The 16,631-nt window shown below is 71.2% G+C and carries 9 protein-coding genes; 3 read left to right on the top strand and 6 right to left on the bottom strand.

Annotated elements, in window-relative coordinates; genetic code table 11:
• Positions 1 to 4: 4 nt before the first annotated feature.
• The 3 genes from ACYQ8Q_RS34380 to ACYQ8Q_RS34370 all read right to left on the bottom strand — a co-directional run bounded on the left by ACYQ8Q_RS34380 (position 5) and on the right by ACYQ8Q_RS34370 (position 3,283).
• Positions 5 to 985 carry a phosphotransferase gene (locus tag ACYQ8Q_RS34380; protein WP_460070522.1) on the bottom strand — a complete coding sequence of 327 codons (981 nt, stop codon included), beginning with the start codon at positions 983 to 985 and terminating at the stop codon, positions 5 to 7.
• A 61-nt stretch (positions 986 to 1,046) separates the two neighbouring features.
• Positions 1,047 to 2,561: a sensor histidine kinase gene (locus tag ACYQ8Q_RS34375; protein ID WP_460070521.1), complete on the bottom strand. Its 1,515-nt coding sequence runs from the start codon at positions 2,559 to 2,561 to the stop codon at positions 1,047 to 1,049.
• On the bottom strand, positions 2,558 to 3,283 hold the full coding sequence (locus ACYQ8Q_RS34370) for a response regulator transcription factor (RefSeq protein WP_460070520.1): 726 nt from the start codon (positions 3,281 to 3,283) through the stop codon (positions 2,558 to 2,560). Before ACYQ8Q_RS34370 ends, ACYQ8Q_RS34375 begins: the two co-directional genes overlap by 4 nt.
• Before the next feature lie 257 nt (positions 3,284 to 3,540).
• On the opposite strand from ACYQ8Q_RS34370, the gene ACYQ8Q_RS34365 reads away from it, so the two are divergent.
• Positions 3,541 to 7,269: a S8 family peptidase gene (locus ACYQ8Q_RS34365; RefSeq protein ID WP_460070519.1), complete on the top strand. Its 3,729-nt coding sequence runs from the start codon at positions 3,541 to 3,543 to the stop codon at positions 7,267 to 7,269.
• 55 nt (positions 7,270 to 7,324) lie between these two features.
• On the top strand, positions 7,325 to 8,329 hold the full coding sequence (locus ACYQ8Q_RS34360) for a helix-turn-helix transcriptional regulator (protein ID WP_460070518.1): 1,005 nt from the start codon (positions 7,325 to 7,327) through the stop codon (positions 8,327 to 8,329).
• A 69-nt stretch (positions 8,330 to 8,398) separates the two neighbouring features.
• Here ACYQ8Q_RS34360 and acnA read toward each other — a convergent pair whose 3' ends face one another.
• Positions 8,399 to 11,128, bottom strand: coding sequence for an aconitate hydratase AcnA (gene acnA, locus ACYQ8Q_RS34355; RefSeq protein WP_460070517.1), 2,730 nt, complete (start codon positions 11,126 to 11,128; stop codon positions 8,399 to 8,401).
• Between the two features lie 718 nt (positions 11,129 to 11,846).
• Here acnA and ACYQ8Q_RS34350 point away from each other — a divergent pair.
• Entirely contained in the window at positions 11,847 to 13,376 is a 1,530-nt protein-coding gene (locus ACYQ8Q_RS34350) for a UDP-N-acetylglucosamine 1-carboxyvinyltransferase (protein ID WP_460070516.1), read from the top strand.
• A 48-nt stretch (positions 13,377 to 13,424) separates the two neighbouring features.
• Here ACYQ8Q_RS34350 and ACYQ8Q_RS34345 read toward each other — a convergent pair whose 3' ends face one another.
• A complete protein-coding gene (locus ACYQ8Q_RS34345) occupies positions 13,425 to 13,721 on the bottom strand; it encodes a hypothetical protein (RefSeq protein ID WP_460070514.1) in 297 nt (98 codons plus the stop codon).
• A 37-nt stretch (positions 13,722 to 13,758) separates the two neighbouring features.
• Positions 13,759 to 16,533: a helix-turn-helix transcriptional regulator gene (locus tag ACYQ8Q_RS34340; RefSeq protein ID WP_460070513.1), complete on the bottom strand. Its 2,775-nt coding sequence runs from the start codon at positions 16,531 to 16,533 to the stop codon at positions 13,759 to 13,761.
• Positions 16,534 to 16,631 lie beyond the last annotated feature (98 nt).

The following is a 16,631-nucleotide window of genomic DNA, read 5'->3' as shown; positions in this document are numbered from 1 at the left end:
GCTCTCAGTGCTCGGTCTTGAGTTCGGTCAGCAGACGGGACACCGCGGACAGGTCGGGGAGGGTGTCGAGGGCCGTGACGGTCTGGCCGCTCGCGAACGCGCGTTGGGCGGGGGTGGCGTCCGGGGCGAGCGCGCCCTCGGCCTGGACATGGACGTAGTTCAGGGCCGTCGCGAAGAGCATCGAGAAGGCGTTCAGGTCGTCGAGGACGGCGGGGCCGTCGGCCTCGCGGTAGGCGCGGAAGAGCCGGCGGGCCGCCTCGGGGCGGAAGGCGTTGCCGCCCGACCACACGAACACGGCCTGGGCGAGTTCACGGCGGGCCGCGACCGGGCCGGCGTTGTCCCAGTCGAGGAGGACCGGGCCGGCCTCGGCGAGCAGGACGTTCTGGGGCTGTACGTCGCGGTGCGAGACGACCAGATCGGCGGGGTCGGACGGGGAGACGAAGCGGGTCAGCTCCGGGAGGGGGCCAGCGACGCACCGGCTCAGCGCCTCGGCCCAGGGCGGGGCGGCCCGGCGGACCCTGTCGTGCAGGTCCGCCCAGTCGGCCTCGGGGCAGCACTCCTCGTACCAGTCGACGGGCAGTTCGCTCGCGCCCTCTCCCGCCCGGTGCAGCAGGGCGAGGGTCCGGCCGCACCAGTCGAGCAGCGCCGGGTCGGCGGGGTCGGCCGGGGTGCCGTCGACCCAGTCGTACAGCTTCAGCCAGGAGCCGCCCCGGTCGGCGGGGAGCCGCGCGGCATGCGACCCGGTGCGGGCGGGCATCAGACGGGGCGCGGCGACGCCGAGGCCCGCGGCGGTGTCGCGCAGGGTGGCCTCGTTCTCGACGGCGGGTTCCTCGCGTGCGAAGAGGAGTTCCTTCACGGCCCAGGCGGAGCCGCTCCCGGAGAGTCTCCAGATCTGCCCCAGCGCGCCACGCGTGACGGGGGTCATGGTCCAGGGTCCGGCGCCGAGGCCGTACATGTCCGCGATGAAGTCGCCCGAGTTCCTCATGGGGGACACCTCTTCTGCCGCAGTTCGGGAAGCCGGCGGATCAGGATACCCACTCTGTGGATCACAGCAGCGAGGCCCGGGAACTCCAGGTCAGGGTGTCGGCGCCCAGGTCGCCGGTCAGGGGGAGTTCGACGGTGAACTCGGTGCGGCCGGGCTCGCTGTGGACGCCGATCCGGCCGCCGTGGGCGGCGGTGATCGCGGCGACGATGGCGAGACCGAGGCCGGATCCGGTGCCCGCGACGGCGCGGGCGCGGGAGGTGTCGGCGCGGGTGAAGCGCTCGAAGACGGTGGGGAGCAGATCGGGCGGGATGCCGGGACCGTCGTCGCGGACGCGGAGGGTGACGAGGCCGTCCCGGGCCTCCACGGTCGCCAGCACCCGGGTGCCGGCCGGGGTGTGCACCCGGGCGTTGGCCAGCAGGTTGGCCACCACCTGGTGGAGGCGGGCCTCGTCGCCGAGGACCAGGGGCGAGGCGTCCAGGCGGAGTTCGAGCTGCCAGTCGTGGCCGCCGCCCGCGGCCCGCGCGTCCCACACCGCCTCGGCCACGAGGCCGGCGAGGTCGACCTCAGCGGACTGCAGCGGCCGGCCCTCGTCGAGGCGGGCGAGCAGCAGGAGGTCCTCCACCAGGCCGGTCATCCGGGCCGACTCGGCGGTCACCCGGCGCCAGGCCAGACCGGGTTCGATGCGGTCGGTGCCGCGGTTCATGAGTTCCGCGTAGCCGGCGATGGAGGCGAGCGGGGTGCGCAGTTCATGGCTGGCGTCGGCGAGGAAGCGGCGCATGCGTTCCTCACTGCGGCGCACCCGCTCCTCGCTGCGCTGGCGTTCGGCGAGCGAGGACTCGACGTGGTCGATCATGCGGTTGAGGGCGGCGCCGACCTGGCCGGCCTCGCTGCCGGGGTCGGTGTCGCGTTCGGGGACCCGGGTGAGTGCGGCGACCTCGCCCCGGCACAGCGGCGCGTGGGAGACCTCGACGGCGGTGGCGGCGACCCGGCCGAGGGGGCGCAGCTGGCGCCGGATGACGACGGCGCAGCCGACCCCGGCGGCGGTCAGGCCCGCCGCGGCGACGACGGCCTCGATGACGACCAGGCCGCTGATCATGTCCTGGACGTCGTCCATCGGGAGGCCGGTGAGCACGCGGACACCGTGGTTGTCCAGGGCGGTCAGGCGGTAGGTGCCGAGGCCGGGGACGGTCCGGGTGTGGTATCTGCCGTCGGTCCTGACCCCCGAGAGCACCGCCGTCTGGGCGTCGCTGAGGCGCTGGGGCGGGGCGTCCTGGCCGACCGTGGCCGCCGCGAGGACGTTTCCATGGGCGTCCAGCCGGGCGGCGAGCATACCGGCCGGGTGGCCGCTCTCGTTGAGGAAGGTCAGGTCGCTCGCGAGGTCCGGGTGGAGGGAGGCCCCGCCGAGGCTGCGTTCGGCGGCGTTGGTGACCCGGTCGTCCAAATTGCCCAGCAGGTAGGCGCGTTGGGCGAAGACGGTGGTGAGGGCCATCGCGGCGCAGACGACGATCAGGACGGCGGTGATGAAGAGCAGGAGCCGGGTGCGCAGGGAACGGCCCCCGAAGCGGTGGGCGTTCATCTTCCGTCCTCCACCGGCCGGATGGCGTATCCCAGCCCGCGCACGGTGTGGATCATGGGTGCGCGGCCCCGGTCGATCTTGCGGCGCAGGCTGGAGATGTACACCTCGACGAGGTTGCCGCCGCCGTCGAAGGAGCTGCTCCAGACGCGGTCGAGGATCTGGGCCTTGCTCAGTACCTGCCGGGGGTGCTCCATGAGCAGGCTGAGCAGGTCGAACTCCTTGGCGGTGAGGGCGACGGCGGCGCCGCCGCGGTGCACCTCTCTGGACTCGGCGGCGACCATCAGATCGCCGAGCACGCGCACGGAGTCGTCGGTGCGGACGCGTTCGGCGCCGGAGCGGCGCAGCAGTCCGCGCAGCCGCAGCACGACCTCCTGGAGGGAGAAGGGCTTGGTGACGTAGTCGTCGGCGCCGTTCTCGAGACCGTCGAGGCGGTGTTCGACGGCGTCGCGGGCGGTGAGCATGAGGACGGGCAGCTCGGGGTTCTCGTACCGCAGCCGGCGCAGGACCTGGATGCCGTCCAGGTCGGGCAGCATGCCGTCGAGGACGACGGCGTGCGGGGCACAGCGGCGGGCCTCGCGCAGCGCGCTGTGCCCGTCCGGCACCGGGTAGGGGCGCCAGCCGGCCTCGGTGACGGCCACGGACAGCACTTCGGTGAGCGCCGGTTCGTCGTCGACGATCAGGACGCGGACCCGTCCGCTGCGGAACCCCGGGGTGGCAGTCATGTCCCGATACTGTCCCGGTTGTCTGGGGGACGGCTGTGTTCCGACTGAGCCGCAGCCGTGCGATCCGGCGGGCGGCCGCGCACGACCGGGCTCCCCGGACCGTCGGGGCCTGCTCAACTCCCTTGACCGAAGGGGGCATTGGCACGCTCCGGCCACGGGAACTCCTTGAGTCGCCGTAGCCCCGGCACTCACTCTGATCTTCGGCTTCCGCTCACCGTGCGGAAGCGTTTTCCGCGTTCAGGGGAGGACGTCCACCCATGCGAAGACTCCACGCCCTGTGGGCCGTGGCAGGAGCGGCCGGACTGCTCGCGGGGGCGATCACGCCCGCGACATCCGCTCCCGGATCCCGGTTCACCACACCCGTTTCCGGATTCCCGGTCACCACATCCGCTTCCGGATCCTCGGCCTCCACCACCCTCACGGGGCCGAGCACCGCCGCACCGCAGACCGTCACCCTCATCACCGGCGACACCGTGTCGCTCACCACCGGTCCGGACGGCAGGTACGCCGTCGACGTCCGGCGCGGCACGGGCCGCGAGGCCGCCACCTTCCTGTCCAGCGAGCAGGACGGCGAGATCAGCGTCCTGCCCGCCGACGCCGTCCCGCTGATCCGGGCGGGACGGCTCGACCCGGCCCTGTTCAACGTCACCCAGCTGGTCAAGCAGGGGTACGGGGACGCGAAGACCGCTGCCACCCCGGTGATCGCCACCTACAGCAAGGGCAGGGCGACCCCTGAGGGTGCGCGCCGGACGCTGGCGCTGCCCGGCATCGACGGCGCGGCGCTGAGCGCGAGGAAGTCCACCGCCTTCTGGGCGGACATCGCCCCGAAGCTCGGCACCGAGCCCACCGCGAAGGCCGCGAGGCAGCTCGGCGACGGCATCGACAAGATCTGGCTGGACGCCAAGGTGAAGGCGTCCCTCGACGTGAGTGTGCCGCAGATCGGCGCGCCCGAGGTGTGGCGGGCGGGGTACGACGGCACGGGCGTGAAGGTCGCGGTCCTGGACACCGGCGTGGACACCGGGCACCCGGACCTGGCCGGGAGGATCGCCGGGTCGCAGAGTTTCGTACCGGACGAGACCGTGCAGGACGGCTTCGGTCACGGCACCCATGTGGCGTCCACGATCGTCGGCTCGGGCGCGGCCTCGGAGGGCAGGTTCAAGGGGGTGGCGCCGGGCGCGGAGCTGCTGGTCGGCAAGGTGCTGAACAACGCGGGCGACGGTCAGTCCTCCTGGATCATCGCGGGCATGGAGTGGGCGGCGCACTCCGGTGCGAAGATCGTCTCGATGTCGCTGGGCGGCAGGGCGTCCGGCCCCTCGGACGTGCTCAGTGAGACCGTCGACGAGTTGTCCGCGTCCACCGGCACCCTCTTCGTCATCGCGTCGGGCAACTCGGGTCCGGGCGAGCAGACCGTGGGCACCCCGGGCATCGCCGACTCGGCGCTGACGGTGGGCGCGGTCGACAAGTCCGACCAGCTGGCCTCGTTCTCCAGCCGCGGCCCGCGCCTCGGTGACTCCGCGGTCAAGCCGGAGATCACCGCGCCGGGCGTGAGCATCACCGCGGCCCGCGCCGTCGGCACCTCCATGCCCGGCAGTACGCCGGTCGACGACTACTACACGACGGCCAGCGGTACTTCGATGGCCACCCCGCATGTCGCGGGTACGGCAGCGCTGGTCGTTCAGGCGCATCCGGACTGGACCGGGCAGCAGATCAAGCAGGCCCTGGCCAGCACGGCGAAGACGAACGCCACCGACTCGGTGTTCGAGCAGGGCGACGGGCGGGTCGACGCCGTGCGGGCCGTCACGCAGAACGTCTTCGCGACGCCGACGCTCAGCTTCGGCACGTTCGAGGACGGTGACACCGGGGCCGTCGACAAGGACATCACCTACACCAACACCACTGACAAGGCGGTGGAGTTGAAGATCGCGTCGTCGCTCGCCGACGTCACGGTGGGGGCCGGCACGGTGACCGTGCCCGCGCGGAGCACCGCCACGGTCCCGGTCGGTCTCGACCCCGGGGCGGAGGCCGAGGGCCGGTACACGGGCCACATCACGGCGACCGCCGACGGCGTCCGGGTCACCACGGCCGTCGGCTTCGAGAAGTTGCCGAAGACCTACGACCTGAAGGTCTCGATCCTGGGCCGCGACGGCAAGCCGTCCACCGGGGCGTCGATCTACTCGCTCCAGGAGCTGAACGGCGCCTACCCCACCGAGTACGGCTACATCGGCAGCGGCTGGACCTGGCAGGTGCCGGCCGGGACGTACTCGATCTCCACCTGGATCCCGGACCGGGACGGGGGCGGGATCGCCGTCGGCACCTCGGTCGTCGGCAATCCCGAGATCACGGTGAACGGGGCCACCGAGGTCGTCCTCGACGCCCGTGAGGCGGTGGAGATCAAGCCGAAGACCAAGGACGACTCCGAGTTCCGGGGCTTCAGCACCAGCTGGCACCGCGAGGGGCCGGGCAGCTCCTGGGGTCTCACCTACAGCCAGGGCTTCTGGACCGACCACATCTATGTGGCTCCGACCAAGCAGGTCTCCGTGGGGACCCTGGACTTCTACGCCAAGTTCCGGCTGTACGCGAAGGAGTTGACGGCGAGCGTCACCAGCCCGGAGAAGACCGCGCTGTCCTCGCTCTACTACTCCCAGACGTACGAGGACTTCCCGCTGAAGTTCAGCGGCGAGCACCGGGTGCAGGCGGTGGACGCGGGCGGCGGTACCGAGGCCGACTTCGCGGGGCTCGACGTCAAGGGCAAGGTGGCGGTGGTCGCGCTCGGCGCCACGGAGCGGGCACAGAGCGCTCTGGACAACGCGACCAAGGCCGGTGCGGGTTACCTCATCGCCTACCGCAAGAAGGCCGGTTTCTGGATCGAGGCGGTCGACCGCGCGACCACGGTCCCGCTGATGATCGCCACCGGCGAGGAGGGCGCCCAGCTCGGCGACCTGCTGAAGACCGGCAAGAAGGTCACGCTGAGGCTGAAGGGCACGCCGACCAGTCCGTACGTCTACAACCTGCTCGCGGCGCAGAGCGGCGCCATCACCGCCGAGCAGACCTACGACCTGGACAAGTCCAACACGGTGAAGAAGAAGGCCCGTTACTACGGGGCCACGGCCGGCGAGATCGGCGCGGACACCGTGTACACGTTCCGCCCCTGGCAGCGCTTCGGCATCGAGAGCAGCGTGGAGACCGAGCTGGGCACGGAGCGCGACGAGTACTACTACGTCGACCCCGACACCCGTACCTGGCACGTCGTCTACCCGAAGTGGAACACGTTGCGGGGCCAGTGGAGCCCGTTGCGGACCTTCACCGAGCCGGGCACGGACCCCACCACCGAGAACTGGCTGCGCCAGGTCGTCCGGCCGGGAACCAGCGAGGAGTACGGCCTCTCTCAGCGCACCGGTGACAAACTCACGTTCCGGGTCGCGGAGTTGACCGATTCCACGCCCGGTCACTACGGCAACATCGACGGCGCCGACAGCACCGCGCAGGGCAAGCTGTACGCGGACGGGCAGCTGATCGGTGACTCGACGCTCGGCGGGTACGGCGTCTTCGGCGTGCCGGCGGACAAGGCGTCGTACCGCTTCGCCCTGGACGTGCAGCGGCGGGCGGCCTGGGCCAGGTACTCCACGAGCACACACACCGAGTGGACCTTCACCTCGGTGCACACCGACAGCCAGACGGCGCTGCCGCTGCTCACGGTCGGCATCGCGCCCCGAGGCCTCGACCTGCTCAACCGGGCCGAACGCGGCAAGCAGGTGGAGGTCGGGCTGCCGGTCGCGAACCAGCTGGGCAGTGTGCGGGCGCGCGCTCTGAAGGCCTGGGTCTCCTACGACGACGGCGCGTCCTGGAAGGAAGTGAAGGTCGAGGACGGCAAGGCCCGGTTCAAGCCCGCGAAGGGCGCCGAGACGGTGTCTCTGCGGGTGCGGGCGGCGGACCGCGAGGGCAACGGGATCGACCAGACCGTACTGCGGGCGTTCGGCCTGAAGTAGGCGCACCCACGGACTGCTCCTCAGCCTTAACAAAGATCCTCTACCGTGCCGGGACATGGTGAACTCGGCATACGACACGGCAAGTCAGACCCCTGCCGCGGGCCCCTGGGCCGCGGTGGGGGTCTCCGCGTTCGAGGAGCTGGTCTACCAGGCGATCCTCCATCAGCCCGATGCCGGGGCGGCCGGCTGGGCGCTGCTGACGGGCGCCGGCTCCGCGGCCCAGGTCCGCGAGGCCTGCAACCGGTTACTCGCGCTCGGTTTGCTGCAGCCGCCGGACTCCGTGGGCGGCATGCGGGCGGTGGACCCACGGGTGGCGGTCCGGGCGCTGATCCGGCGGCGCGAGACGGAGTCCGAGCTGCTGGCGTCGACGGCCGAGAAACTGGCGACCGCGTACGAGGCGGGGCTGCTGCGCGAGGAGCCGGACCGGCTGGTCGAGGTGGTGTCCGGCGAGGGTGCCATCGCGGCCCGGCTGGAGGAGCTGTACGCGCGGGCCGAGCGCGAGGTGTGCCTCTTCGACACTCCCCCGTATCTCGCCCCGCCCGCCCCGCAGCAGGATCTGCAGGCGGATCTGCTCAGCCGCGGGATCATCTCCCGGGGGATCTACGCGGCGACCGCGCTGGAGGATCCGAAGGTGCTGGCCCAGGCCCTGCGGATGGGTGAACTCGGCGAGCGGGCCCGGGTGTTGCCCTCGGTGCCGGTCAAGTTGCTGGTGGTCGACGGGTCCCGGGCGCTGCTTCCGCTGACCGCGTCGGCGGCGGGCGGGTACTGCTGTGTGGTGGTGCGGCACTCCGCGGTGACCGAGGCGCTGCAGCAGCTCTTCGACATGGCCTGGCAGCAGGCGACTCCCCTCGGCCTGCCCGTGCAGGACCGTGAACTGTCCGAGGAGGAGGCGATGTTGGTCCGGCTGCTGACGGCCGGGATGAAGGACGAGGCGGTGGCCCGGCATCTGGGGGTGAGCCTGAGGACCCTGCGGCGGCGGGTGAGCGAGCTGCAGGAGCGGCTGGGGGCGGCCAGCAGGTTCCAGCTGGGGGTGCGGGCGGCGCAGCGCGGGTGGGTGTGAGCCTGCACGGCGAAGGGCCGTGCCCCCGGTGACCCGGGAGCACGGCCCTCAACCCGCCTGCCTGGACCCTTACTTGCGGATCAGGCTGCGCAGCACGTACTGCATGATGCCGCCGTTGCGGTAGTAGTCCGCCTCGCCGGGGGTGTCGATGCGGACGACCGCGTCGAACTCGACGCCGGTGTCGGTGCTGACCTTGACCGTGCTCGGGGTGGTGCCGTCGTTCAGCTCGGTCACGCCGGTGATGGAGAAGGTCTCCTCGCCGGTCAGGCCGAGGGAGTCGGCGGACTGGCCGGCCGGGAACTGGAGCGGCAGGACGCCCATGCCGATGAGATTCGAGCGGTGGATGCGCTCGTACGACTCGGTGATGACGGCCTTGACGCCGAGCAGCGCGGTGCCCTTGGCGGCCCAGTCGCGGGAGGAGCCGGAGCCGTACTCCTTGCCGCCCAGGATGACCAGCGGGGTGCCGGCGGCCTGGTAGTTCTGCGAGGCGTCGTAGATGAACGACACCGGCGCGTCCGCCTGGGTGAAGTCGCGGGTGTAGCCGCCCTCGGTGCCCGGCGCGATCTGGTTGCGCAGGCGGATGTTGGCGAACGTGCCGCGGATCATGACCTCGTGGTTGCCTCGGCGCGAGCCGTAGGAGTTGAAGTCACGACGCTCCACACCGTGCTCGGTGAGGTACTTGCCGGCCGGGGTGTCGGCCTTGATGGCGCCGGCCGGGGAGATGTGGTCGGTGGTGACCGAGTCGCCCAGCTTGGCGAGGACGCGGGCGCCGGAGATGTCGGAGACCGGCTCCGGGTCCATGCCCATGCCCTCGAAGTACGGGGGCTTGCGGACGTACGTCGACTCGGGGTCCCACTCGAAGGTGTTGCCGGTCGGGACGGACAGCGACTGCCACTGGAGGTCGCCCGCGAAGACGTCGGAGTAGGACTTGCTGAACATGTCCTCGCCGATGGCGTTGGCCACGACGTCGTTGACCTCGGCCTCGGAGGGCCAGATGTCCTTGAGGAAGACCGGGTTGCCGTCCTGGTCGGTGCCCAGGGCGTCCTTGGTGATGTCCACCTTCATGGAGCCCGCGAGGGCGTACGCGACGACCAGCGGCGGGGAGGCCAGGTAGTTCATCTTGACGTCGGGGTTGATCCGGCCCTCGAAGTTGCGGTTGCCGGAGAGGACCGAGGTGACCGCGAGGTCGTGGTCGTTGACGGCCTTGGAGACCTCCTCCGGCAGCGGGCCGGAGTTGCCGATGCAGGTGGTGCAGCCGTAGCCGACGAGGTTGAAGCCGACCTTGTCGAGGTACGGGGTCAGGCCCGCCTTGTCGAAGTAGTCGGTGACGACCTTGGAGCCCGGGGCGAGGGTGGTCTTGACCCAGGGCTTGCGGGTCAGGCCCTTCTCCACCGCCTTCTTGGCCACCAGCGCGGCGGCGACCATGACGTACGGGTTGGAGGTGTTGGTGCAGGAGGTGATCGCGGCGACGGTGACGGCGCCGTGGTCGATCTCGTAGGTCGAGCCGTCGGGGGCGGTGACGGTGACCGGGTTGGTGGGCACGCCGTTGCTGGCGGCCGGGGCGTCGGAGGCCGGGAAGGACTCCTCGCCCGCCTCGTCGGCGGTGGCGACGTAGTTGCGTACGTCGCTCTTGAACTGCTCGGCGGCGTTCGCGAGGACGATGCGGTCCTGCGGGCGCTTCGGGCCGGCGATCGAGGGGACGACGGTGGACAGGTCCAGCTCGAGCTTCTCGGAGAAGTCCGGCTCGGCCTTCGGGTCCAGCCAGAGGCCCTGCTCCTTGGCGTACGCCTCGACGAGCGCGACCTGCTGCGCGGAGCGGCCGGTGAGCCTGAGGTAGTTCAGGGTCTCGTCGTCGATCGGGAAGATCGCGGCGGTGGAGCCGAACTCGGGGGACATGTTGCCGATGGTGGCGCGGTTGGCGAGGCTGGTGGCCGCCACACCCTCGCCGTAGAACTCGACGAACTTGCCGACGACGCCGTGCTTGCGCAGCATCTCGGTGATGGTGAGCACCAGGTCGGTGGCGGTGGTGCCGGTGGGCAGCTCGCCGGTGAGCTTGAAGCCGACGACGCGCGGGATCAGCATGGAGACCGGCTGGCCGAGCATCGCGGCCTCGGCCTCGATGCCGCCGACGCCCCAGCCCAGCACACCGAGGCCGTTGACCATGGTGGTGTGCGAGTCGGTGCCGACCAGGGTGTCGGGGTACGCCTGGCCGTTACGGACCATGACCGTGCGCGCGAGGTGCTCGATGTTCACCTGGTGGACGATGCCGGTGCCCGGCGGGACGACCTTGAAGTCGTCGAAGGCGGTCTGGCCCCAGCGCAGGAACTGGTAGCGCTCCTTGTTGCGGCCGTACTCCAGCTCGACGTTCTGCTGGAAGGCGTCGTTGGTGCCGAACTTGTCGGCGATGACGGAGTGGTCGATGACCATCTCGGCCGGGGAGAGCGGGTTGATCTTCGCCGGGTCGCCGCCGAGGGCCGCGACGGCCTCACGCATGGTGGCGAGGTCGACGACACAGGGCACACCGGTGAAGTCCTGCATGATGACGCGGGCCGGCGTGAACTGGATCTCCTGGCTGGGCTGGGCCTGCGAGTCCCAGGTGCCGAGGGCGCGGATGTGGTCGGCGGTGATGTTCGCGCCGTCCTCCGTGCGGAGCAGGTTCTCCAGCAGGACCTTGAGGCTGTAGGGGAGTCGGGCCGAGCCCTCCACCTTGTCCAGGCGGAAGATCTCGTACGACTCGTCGCCCACCTGCAGCGTGCTGCGGGCGTCGAAGCTGTTCGCCGACACGACGGTCTCCTTCATTGATGTGCGCGTACCACCGCATCCTGCCGCCACGCGGGCTTGGCCGATCCGCTGAGGTCAGGCTAAGTTAGGTAACCCTTACTACCGGACCGGTGATCCGCGGGGCCGCGGTGCGCCTCGGCAGATATCTCGATGTCGAGATAACTCTAGTACATGAGGGCTGGATGGTCATGCCCGGGCTCGTCACATCGGCGAGCGCGGTCCACTACGAACGGGGGCGGCTGCCGCGTCCCTGGCCGGGACCCTCGGGCTGGACGGACGCGGACGGCTGCCGGACGCGGGGTGCGGGCCCGGGATCATGACGCTGCCGCCGGCCCGGTTCTTCACCAGGACGGTCGGACTCGACCCGGACGAGGACATGCCGGCCGAGGACCTGCCGGCCGGACTGAAGGACCCGCCCCCGGCCACGGCACCGCTGCCGCTGCCCCCTCCCCCGTACACCCTGATCGGCGACCCGGTACGGCGCCACCTGGGCCGGCAGGTCGTACCGCCTGGGCGTCCTCCCGGTCCGACTCGGCCCCGCACCTGTTCGGCGACCGGCTCCCGGACTTCGAGCGGGAGCCGCGCGAGACGCTCCACGGGCAGAACCCGGACGGCCGCTTCGCCGGGCGCATCCCGCCGACGGACTCCAGGATGGGGTGCAGGGGCCGTTGACGCGACGTCACCCGAACGGACCCCCCAACAGGCGCCATCTCATATCTGAGATAACCTCGGCCTCATGGCAGACGACTACCTCGTACGCATCGGCAAGCTCATCCGTGATGCCCGGCAGCACCGTGGCTGGACACAGGCACAGCTGGCCGAGGCGCTCAACACCAGCCAGAGCGCCGTCAATCGGATCGAGCGCGGCAACCAGAACATCAGCCTTGAGATGATCGCTCGAATCGGTGAAGCACTGGACAGCGAGATCGTCTCGTTGGGCTACGCGGGCCCGATGCATCTGCGGGTCGTGGGCGGCCGTCGCCTGTCCGGCGCCATCGACGTCAAGACGAGCAAGAACGCCTGTGTCGCGCTGCTGTGCGCCTCACTGCTCAACCGGGGGCGCACGGTGCTGCGCCGGGTCGCCCGGATCGAGGAGGTCTACCGTCTGCTCGAGGTGCTGAACTCCATCGGTGTGCGCACCCGCTGGATCAACGGCGGGGTCGACCTGGAGATCGTGCCGCCGGCCGACCTGGACATGGCGGCGATCGACGCCGACGCCGCCGTACGCACCCGGTCGATCATCATGTTCTTCGGCCCGCTGCTGCACCGCATGGACTCCTTCAAGCTGCCCTACGCCGGCGGCTGCGACCTCGGCACCCGGACCATCGAGCCGCACATGATCGCGCTGCGCCGGTTCGGGCTGGACATCGCGGCGACGGAGGGGCAGTACCACGCCGTCGTCGACCGCGCCGTACGCCCCGACCGGCCGATCGTGCTGACCGAGCGCGGGGACACGGTCACCGAGAACGCGCTGCTGGCCGCCGCCCGGCACGACGGGGTGACCGTCATCCGCAACGCCTCCTCCAACTACATGGTCCAGGACCTGTGCTTCTTCCTGGAGGCGCTGGGCGTACGGGTCGAGGGCATCGGCACCACCACGCTCACCGTGCACGGCGTGCCGGACATCGACACCGACGTCGACTACTCGCCCTCCGAGGACCCGGTGGAGGCGATGAGCCTGCTGGCCGCCGCCGTCGTCACCGAGTCGGAGCTGACGGTGCGCCGGGTCCCCATCGAGTTCCTGGAGATCGAGCTGGCGGTCCTGGAGGAGATGGGCCTCGACCACGACCGCACGCCCGAGTACGCCGCCGACAACGGCCGCACCCGGCTGGTGGACCTCACCGTGCGGCCCTCCAAGCTGGAGGCGCCGATCGACAAGATCCACCCGATGCCGTTCCCCGGCCTGAACATCGACAACGTGCCGTTCTTCGCGGCCATCGCGGCCGTCGCCTCGGGCAAGACCCTCATCCACGACTGGGTCTACGACAACCGCGCGATCTACCTCACCGACCTCAACCGCCTCGGCGGCCGCCTCCAGCTCCTCGACCCGCACCGGGTCCTGGTGGAGGGCCCCACCCGCTGGCGCGCCGCCGAGATGATGTGCCCGCCGGCCCTGCGCCCGGCCGTGGTCGTCCTGCTGGCGATGATGGCGGCGGAGGGCACGTCCGTCCTGCGGAACGTGTACGTCATCAACCGCGGCTACGAGGACCTGGCGGAACGCCTGAACTCGATCGGCGCGCAGATCGAGATCTTCCGGGACATCTGAGGGTCGTCACAGAGAGCGCCGCCGCACCACTTCTGACCTGCATGAACGTCAGGCGGGAGGGGAGGTGGCGGCGTCTCGGGGACGGTTGTGGGGGTGTGGCGTGGGTGCCTGCGCCTCGTCGTCCCAGGTCGGTGGATCGCTGACGCCGTCGTTCTCGACGGCATCACTGTTCTCCGGGATGGCGTCACTCTCCTGCCGCCGTCTCTGCAAGGCGAGTTCCCTGGCCGTCTTCTCCGAGTACAGCCTCATCTCGGCCTCGGTCCGCTGCTCGAACACTGTTGCCTCCGGTCGGTTCAGCCTTTGGAAGTGATGACCGGGTACCGGGAGCTTCTGTGACAGTGCCATGCCGTTGACGTCAGGTCTGCCGCGCTCCGATCGCGCATCAGGCCGACGTCGCCTCGTCCTCGAACTGGACGGCGCGGATCTCCCGGCGGGAGGAGATGTTGAGCTTCGAGAACACCTTGCGGAGGTGCCACTCGACCGTGTGGCGGCTGATGAACAACTGGGCGCCGATCTCGGGATTCGTGAGCCCTTTCCCGGCGAGCCGGGCGATCTGCGCCTCCTGCGGGGTGAGAGCCGTCGTCGCCGCGACCGTTCGGTTGCGCACCTTCGCCCCCGCGGCCTGCAACTCCCCTCGCGCTCGTTCGGCGAACGCCTCCGCCCCGAACCGGCTGAACATCTGGTGTGCGACATCCAGTTGGGCACGGGCGTCGACGCGGCGGTTCTCGCGGCGCAGCCACTCCCCGTACAACAGATGCGCACGGGCGAGTTCCATGCGCACGCGCGTCCGGTCGAGCCGCTCGATCGCCTCGCGGTAGAGCCGCTCCGCGGTGTCGCCCTCGCTGAGCAGCGCCCGCGAGCGCGCCTCCACGCCCAGCGCCCAGTCGGTGCCGCCGGCTCGCGTCGTCGCCGAGAGGCGCTCCAGCGCGTCGGTGGCCGCCTCGGGTGAGCCACTCCGTACGGCCGCCTCGATCAGCTCGACCAGCCCCCACCGGGACGAGGCGAACTCCCGGTGCTCGGCCGTTGCTTCCCGGGCGGCCGCCAGCGCCTGCGCGTACTGGCCGAGCCCGTTGCAGAGCACCGCCTCGTACCAGCGTGTGACGGTGACGGTGGCCCCCTGGCCACGCGGCACCGCCTCGCCCAGGGTCGCGTCGATCAACGCACGGGCCTCGCCCTCGCGACCACGCCAGACGGCCAGGCCGAGGGGACCGACCCGCCCGGGGCTGGTGTTGCCGGTGGCCGCGCACACCGCCGCCGTCTCCTCGGTCAGCGACTCGGCCGCCGCCAGTTCCCCGGCGATGAGATGCACACAGGTGCGGGAGTCGAGGGCGTCGGGGAGCGCGCTGAGCGCTCCGGCCTCACGGGTGATCGTCACATGGCGCGTCGAAGCCGCGTGCCAGCGCTCGTCGTCCCACAGGTCCGCGGCGATGACGGACGCGAGCCAGAGCCGACTCAGCTGCTCCGGTACGGAGAGGTGCTCGTCGCAGAGCGCTTCCAGTGCTCGCTCCATCATCGGCGCCGCGGCCGGGGAACCGTCGGTGAGTCGCACCGCGAGGGCGTCCAGCACCAAGTCGGACACCTGTGGCTGCCGTGCCGACGGCGCCGCACGGGCGGCCTCGCCCACCTCCAGCAGTCCTGGGCCGCGCGCCAGACGGCCGGCGAATATCGCCGCTGCGATGGCGTCCAGGTAGGTCTCCCGAGCGAGCGCGACCTCGTCGAGCCGTCCGAACCGGTGTGCGGCGGCGAGCAGCAGCGGCGGGGCCTCTCCGCCGCGGTTCTGGGCGAACGCCATCCCGGCGCGCAGCACCTCGATCCGTGCGCGACCCAGTTCATCGAGGGGGCCGGCCGCCGCGGTGGCGAGGAGGGCGGCGGCCGACTCGAACGCCCCGGCCTGGAGTTTCGCCCCTGCTGCGTCCACCGCGCGCTGGGCGCGTCGCGCGGGATCCCGGGTCAGCGTGGTCGCACGCTGCAGGAACGCGGCGGCCGCTGCGATACCGCCGCGTGCGTGGGCTCGGCCCGCGGAGCGCTCCAGTTCGACGGCGACCGTCTCGTCGGGACCCGAAACGGCGTCGGCCAGGTGCCAGGCCCGGCGGTCGGGGTCGAGCCGGGCATCGGTGACCTCGGCCAGTGCCTTGTGCGCCTCTCGACGTTCGCTCGGGTCCGCCGCCCGATAGGCCGCCGAGCGCACCAACGGGTGCCGGAACCGCACCCGGGTGCCGAGGGTGATCAGGTCCCGCGCGCCCTCGTGCGACACGGCGGTGTCGGCGTCGATCCCGAGGCGCCCGGCCGCACGCCTGAGCAGGGTCACGTCGCCCAGCGGTTCGGCGGCGGCGAGGAACAGCAGGCGTCGGGTCTCGGCCGGAAGCGCCTGGACCCGGCGGAGGAACCCCTGCTCGATCTGGCTCGACAACGGCCGGGCGTCCGGCGGCTCGAAGCCCGCGGCCATCTCCGCCGCGGTCAGCCCGCGTGGCAGCTCCAGCAGGGCCAGCGGATTGCCGCGAGACTCGGCGACGATACGGTCGCGCACCCGTTCATCGAGCGGACCGGTGACGGCCGAGTCGAGCAGTGCCCGGGAGTCGCGCTCGGCCAGTCCCGTGACGGACAGCTCGGGAAGGCTGCCGAGCGCGTGGCCGGCGCTGGGTTCACGCACGGCGAAGACGAGCACAACCGATTCCGCGAGCAGTCGCCGGGCCACGAACTCCAAGGTCAGCGCGGACGCCTCGTCCAGCCACTGCGCGTCGTCGACGAGGCAGACCAGCGGCTGGTCACCTCCGGCGTCCGCGATGAGACTCAGAGTGGCCAGACCCACGAGGAACCGGTCGGGTGCGGCGCCGGCGTGCAGTCCGAAGGCCGTGCCGAGCGCGTCGCGCTGAGGTTCGGGCAAGTGGTCGAGACCGGTGAGCAGGGGTGCGCAGAGCTGGTGCAGGCCGGCGTAGGAGAGTTCCATCTCGGACTGGACGCCGGCCGCCCTGATGGTGCGGCATCCGGTGGCACGCGCGAGCAGGTGTCCGAGCAGCTCGGTCTTGCCGATCCCGGGCTCGCCGCGCAGCACCAGGACACCGCTGCGCCCGGCTCTGGCACCTGCCACGAGATCGTCGAGGGCCTTGCATTCGTTCTCTCTGCCGAGGAGCCCGGCCCGTGAACCGCGCCTCGCCATGGCAGCTCCCTTGTCAGGAATCCTCGCCGGTCATGGTAATCCGTCTCCTGATCACCGCGCCCGTGGCCGACCGGGACGAGTCGGCCGGTCCGCGGGCT

The organism is Streptomyces sp. YKOK-I1, assembly GCF_054660435.1.
Note: the sequence above shows the minus strand (reverse complement) of the source record. Positions and strands in the feature narration are given on the sequence as shown.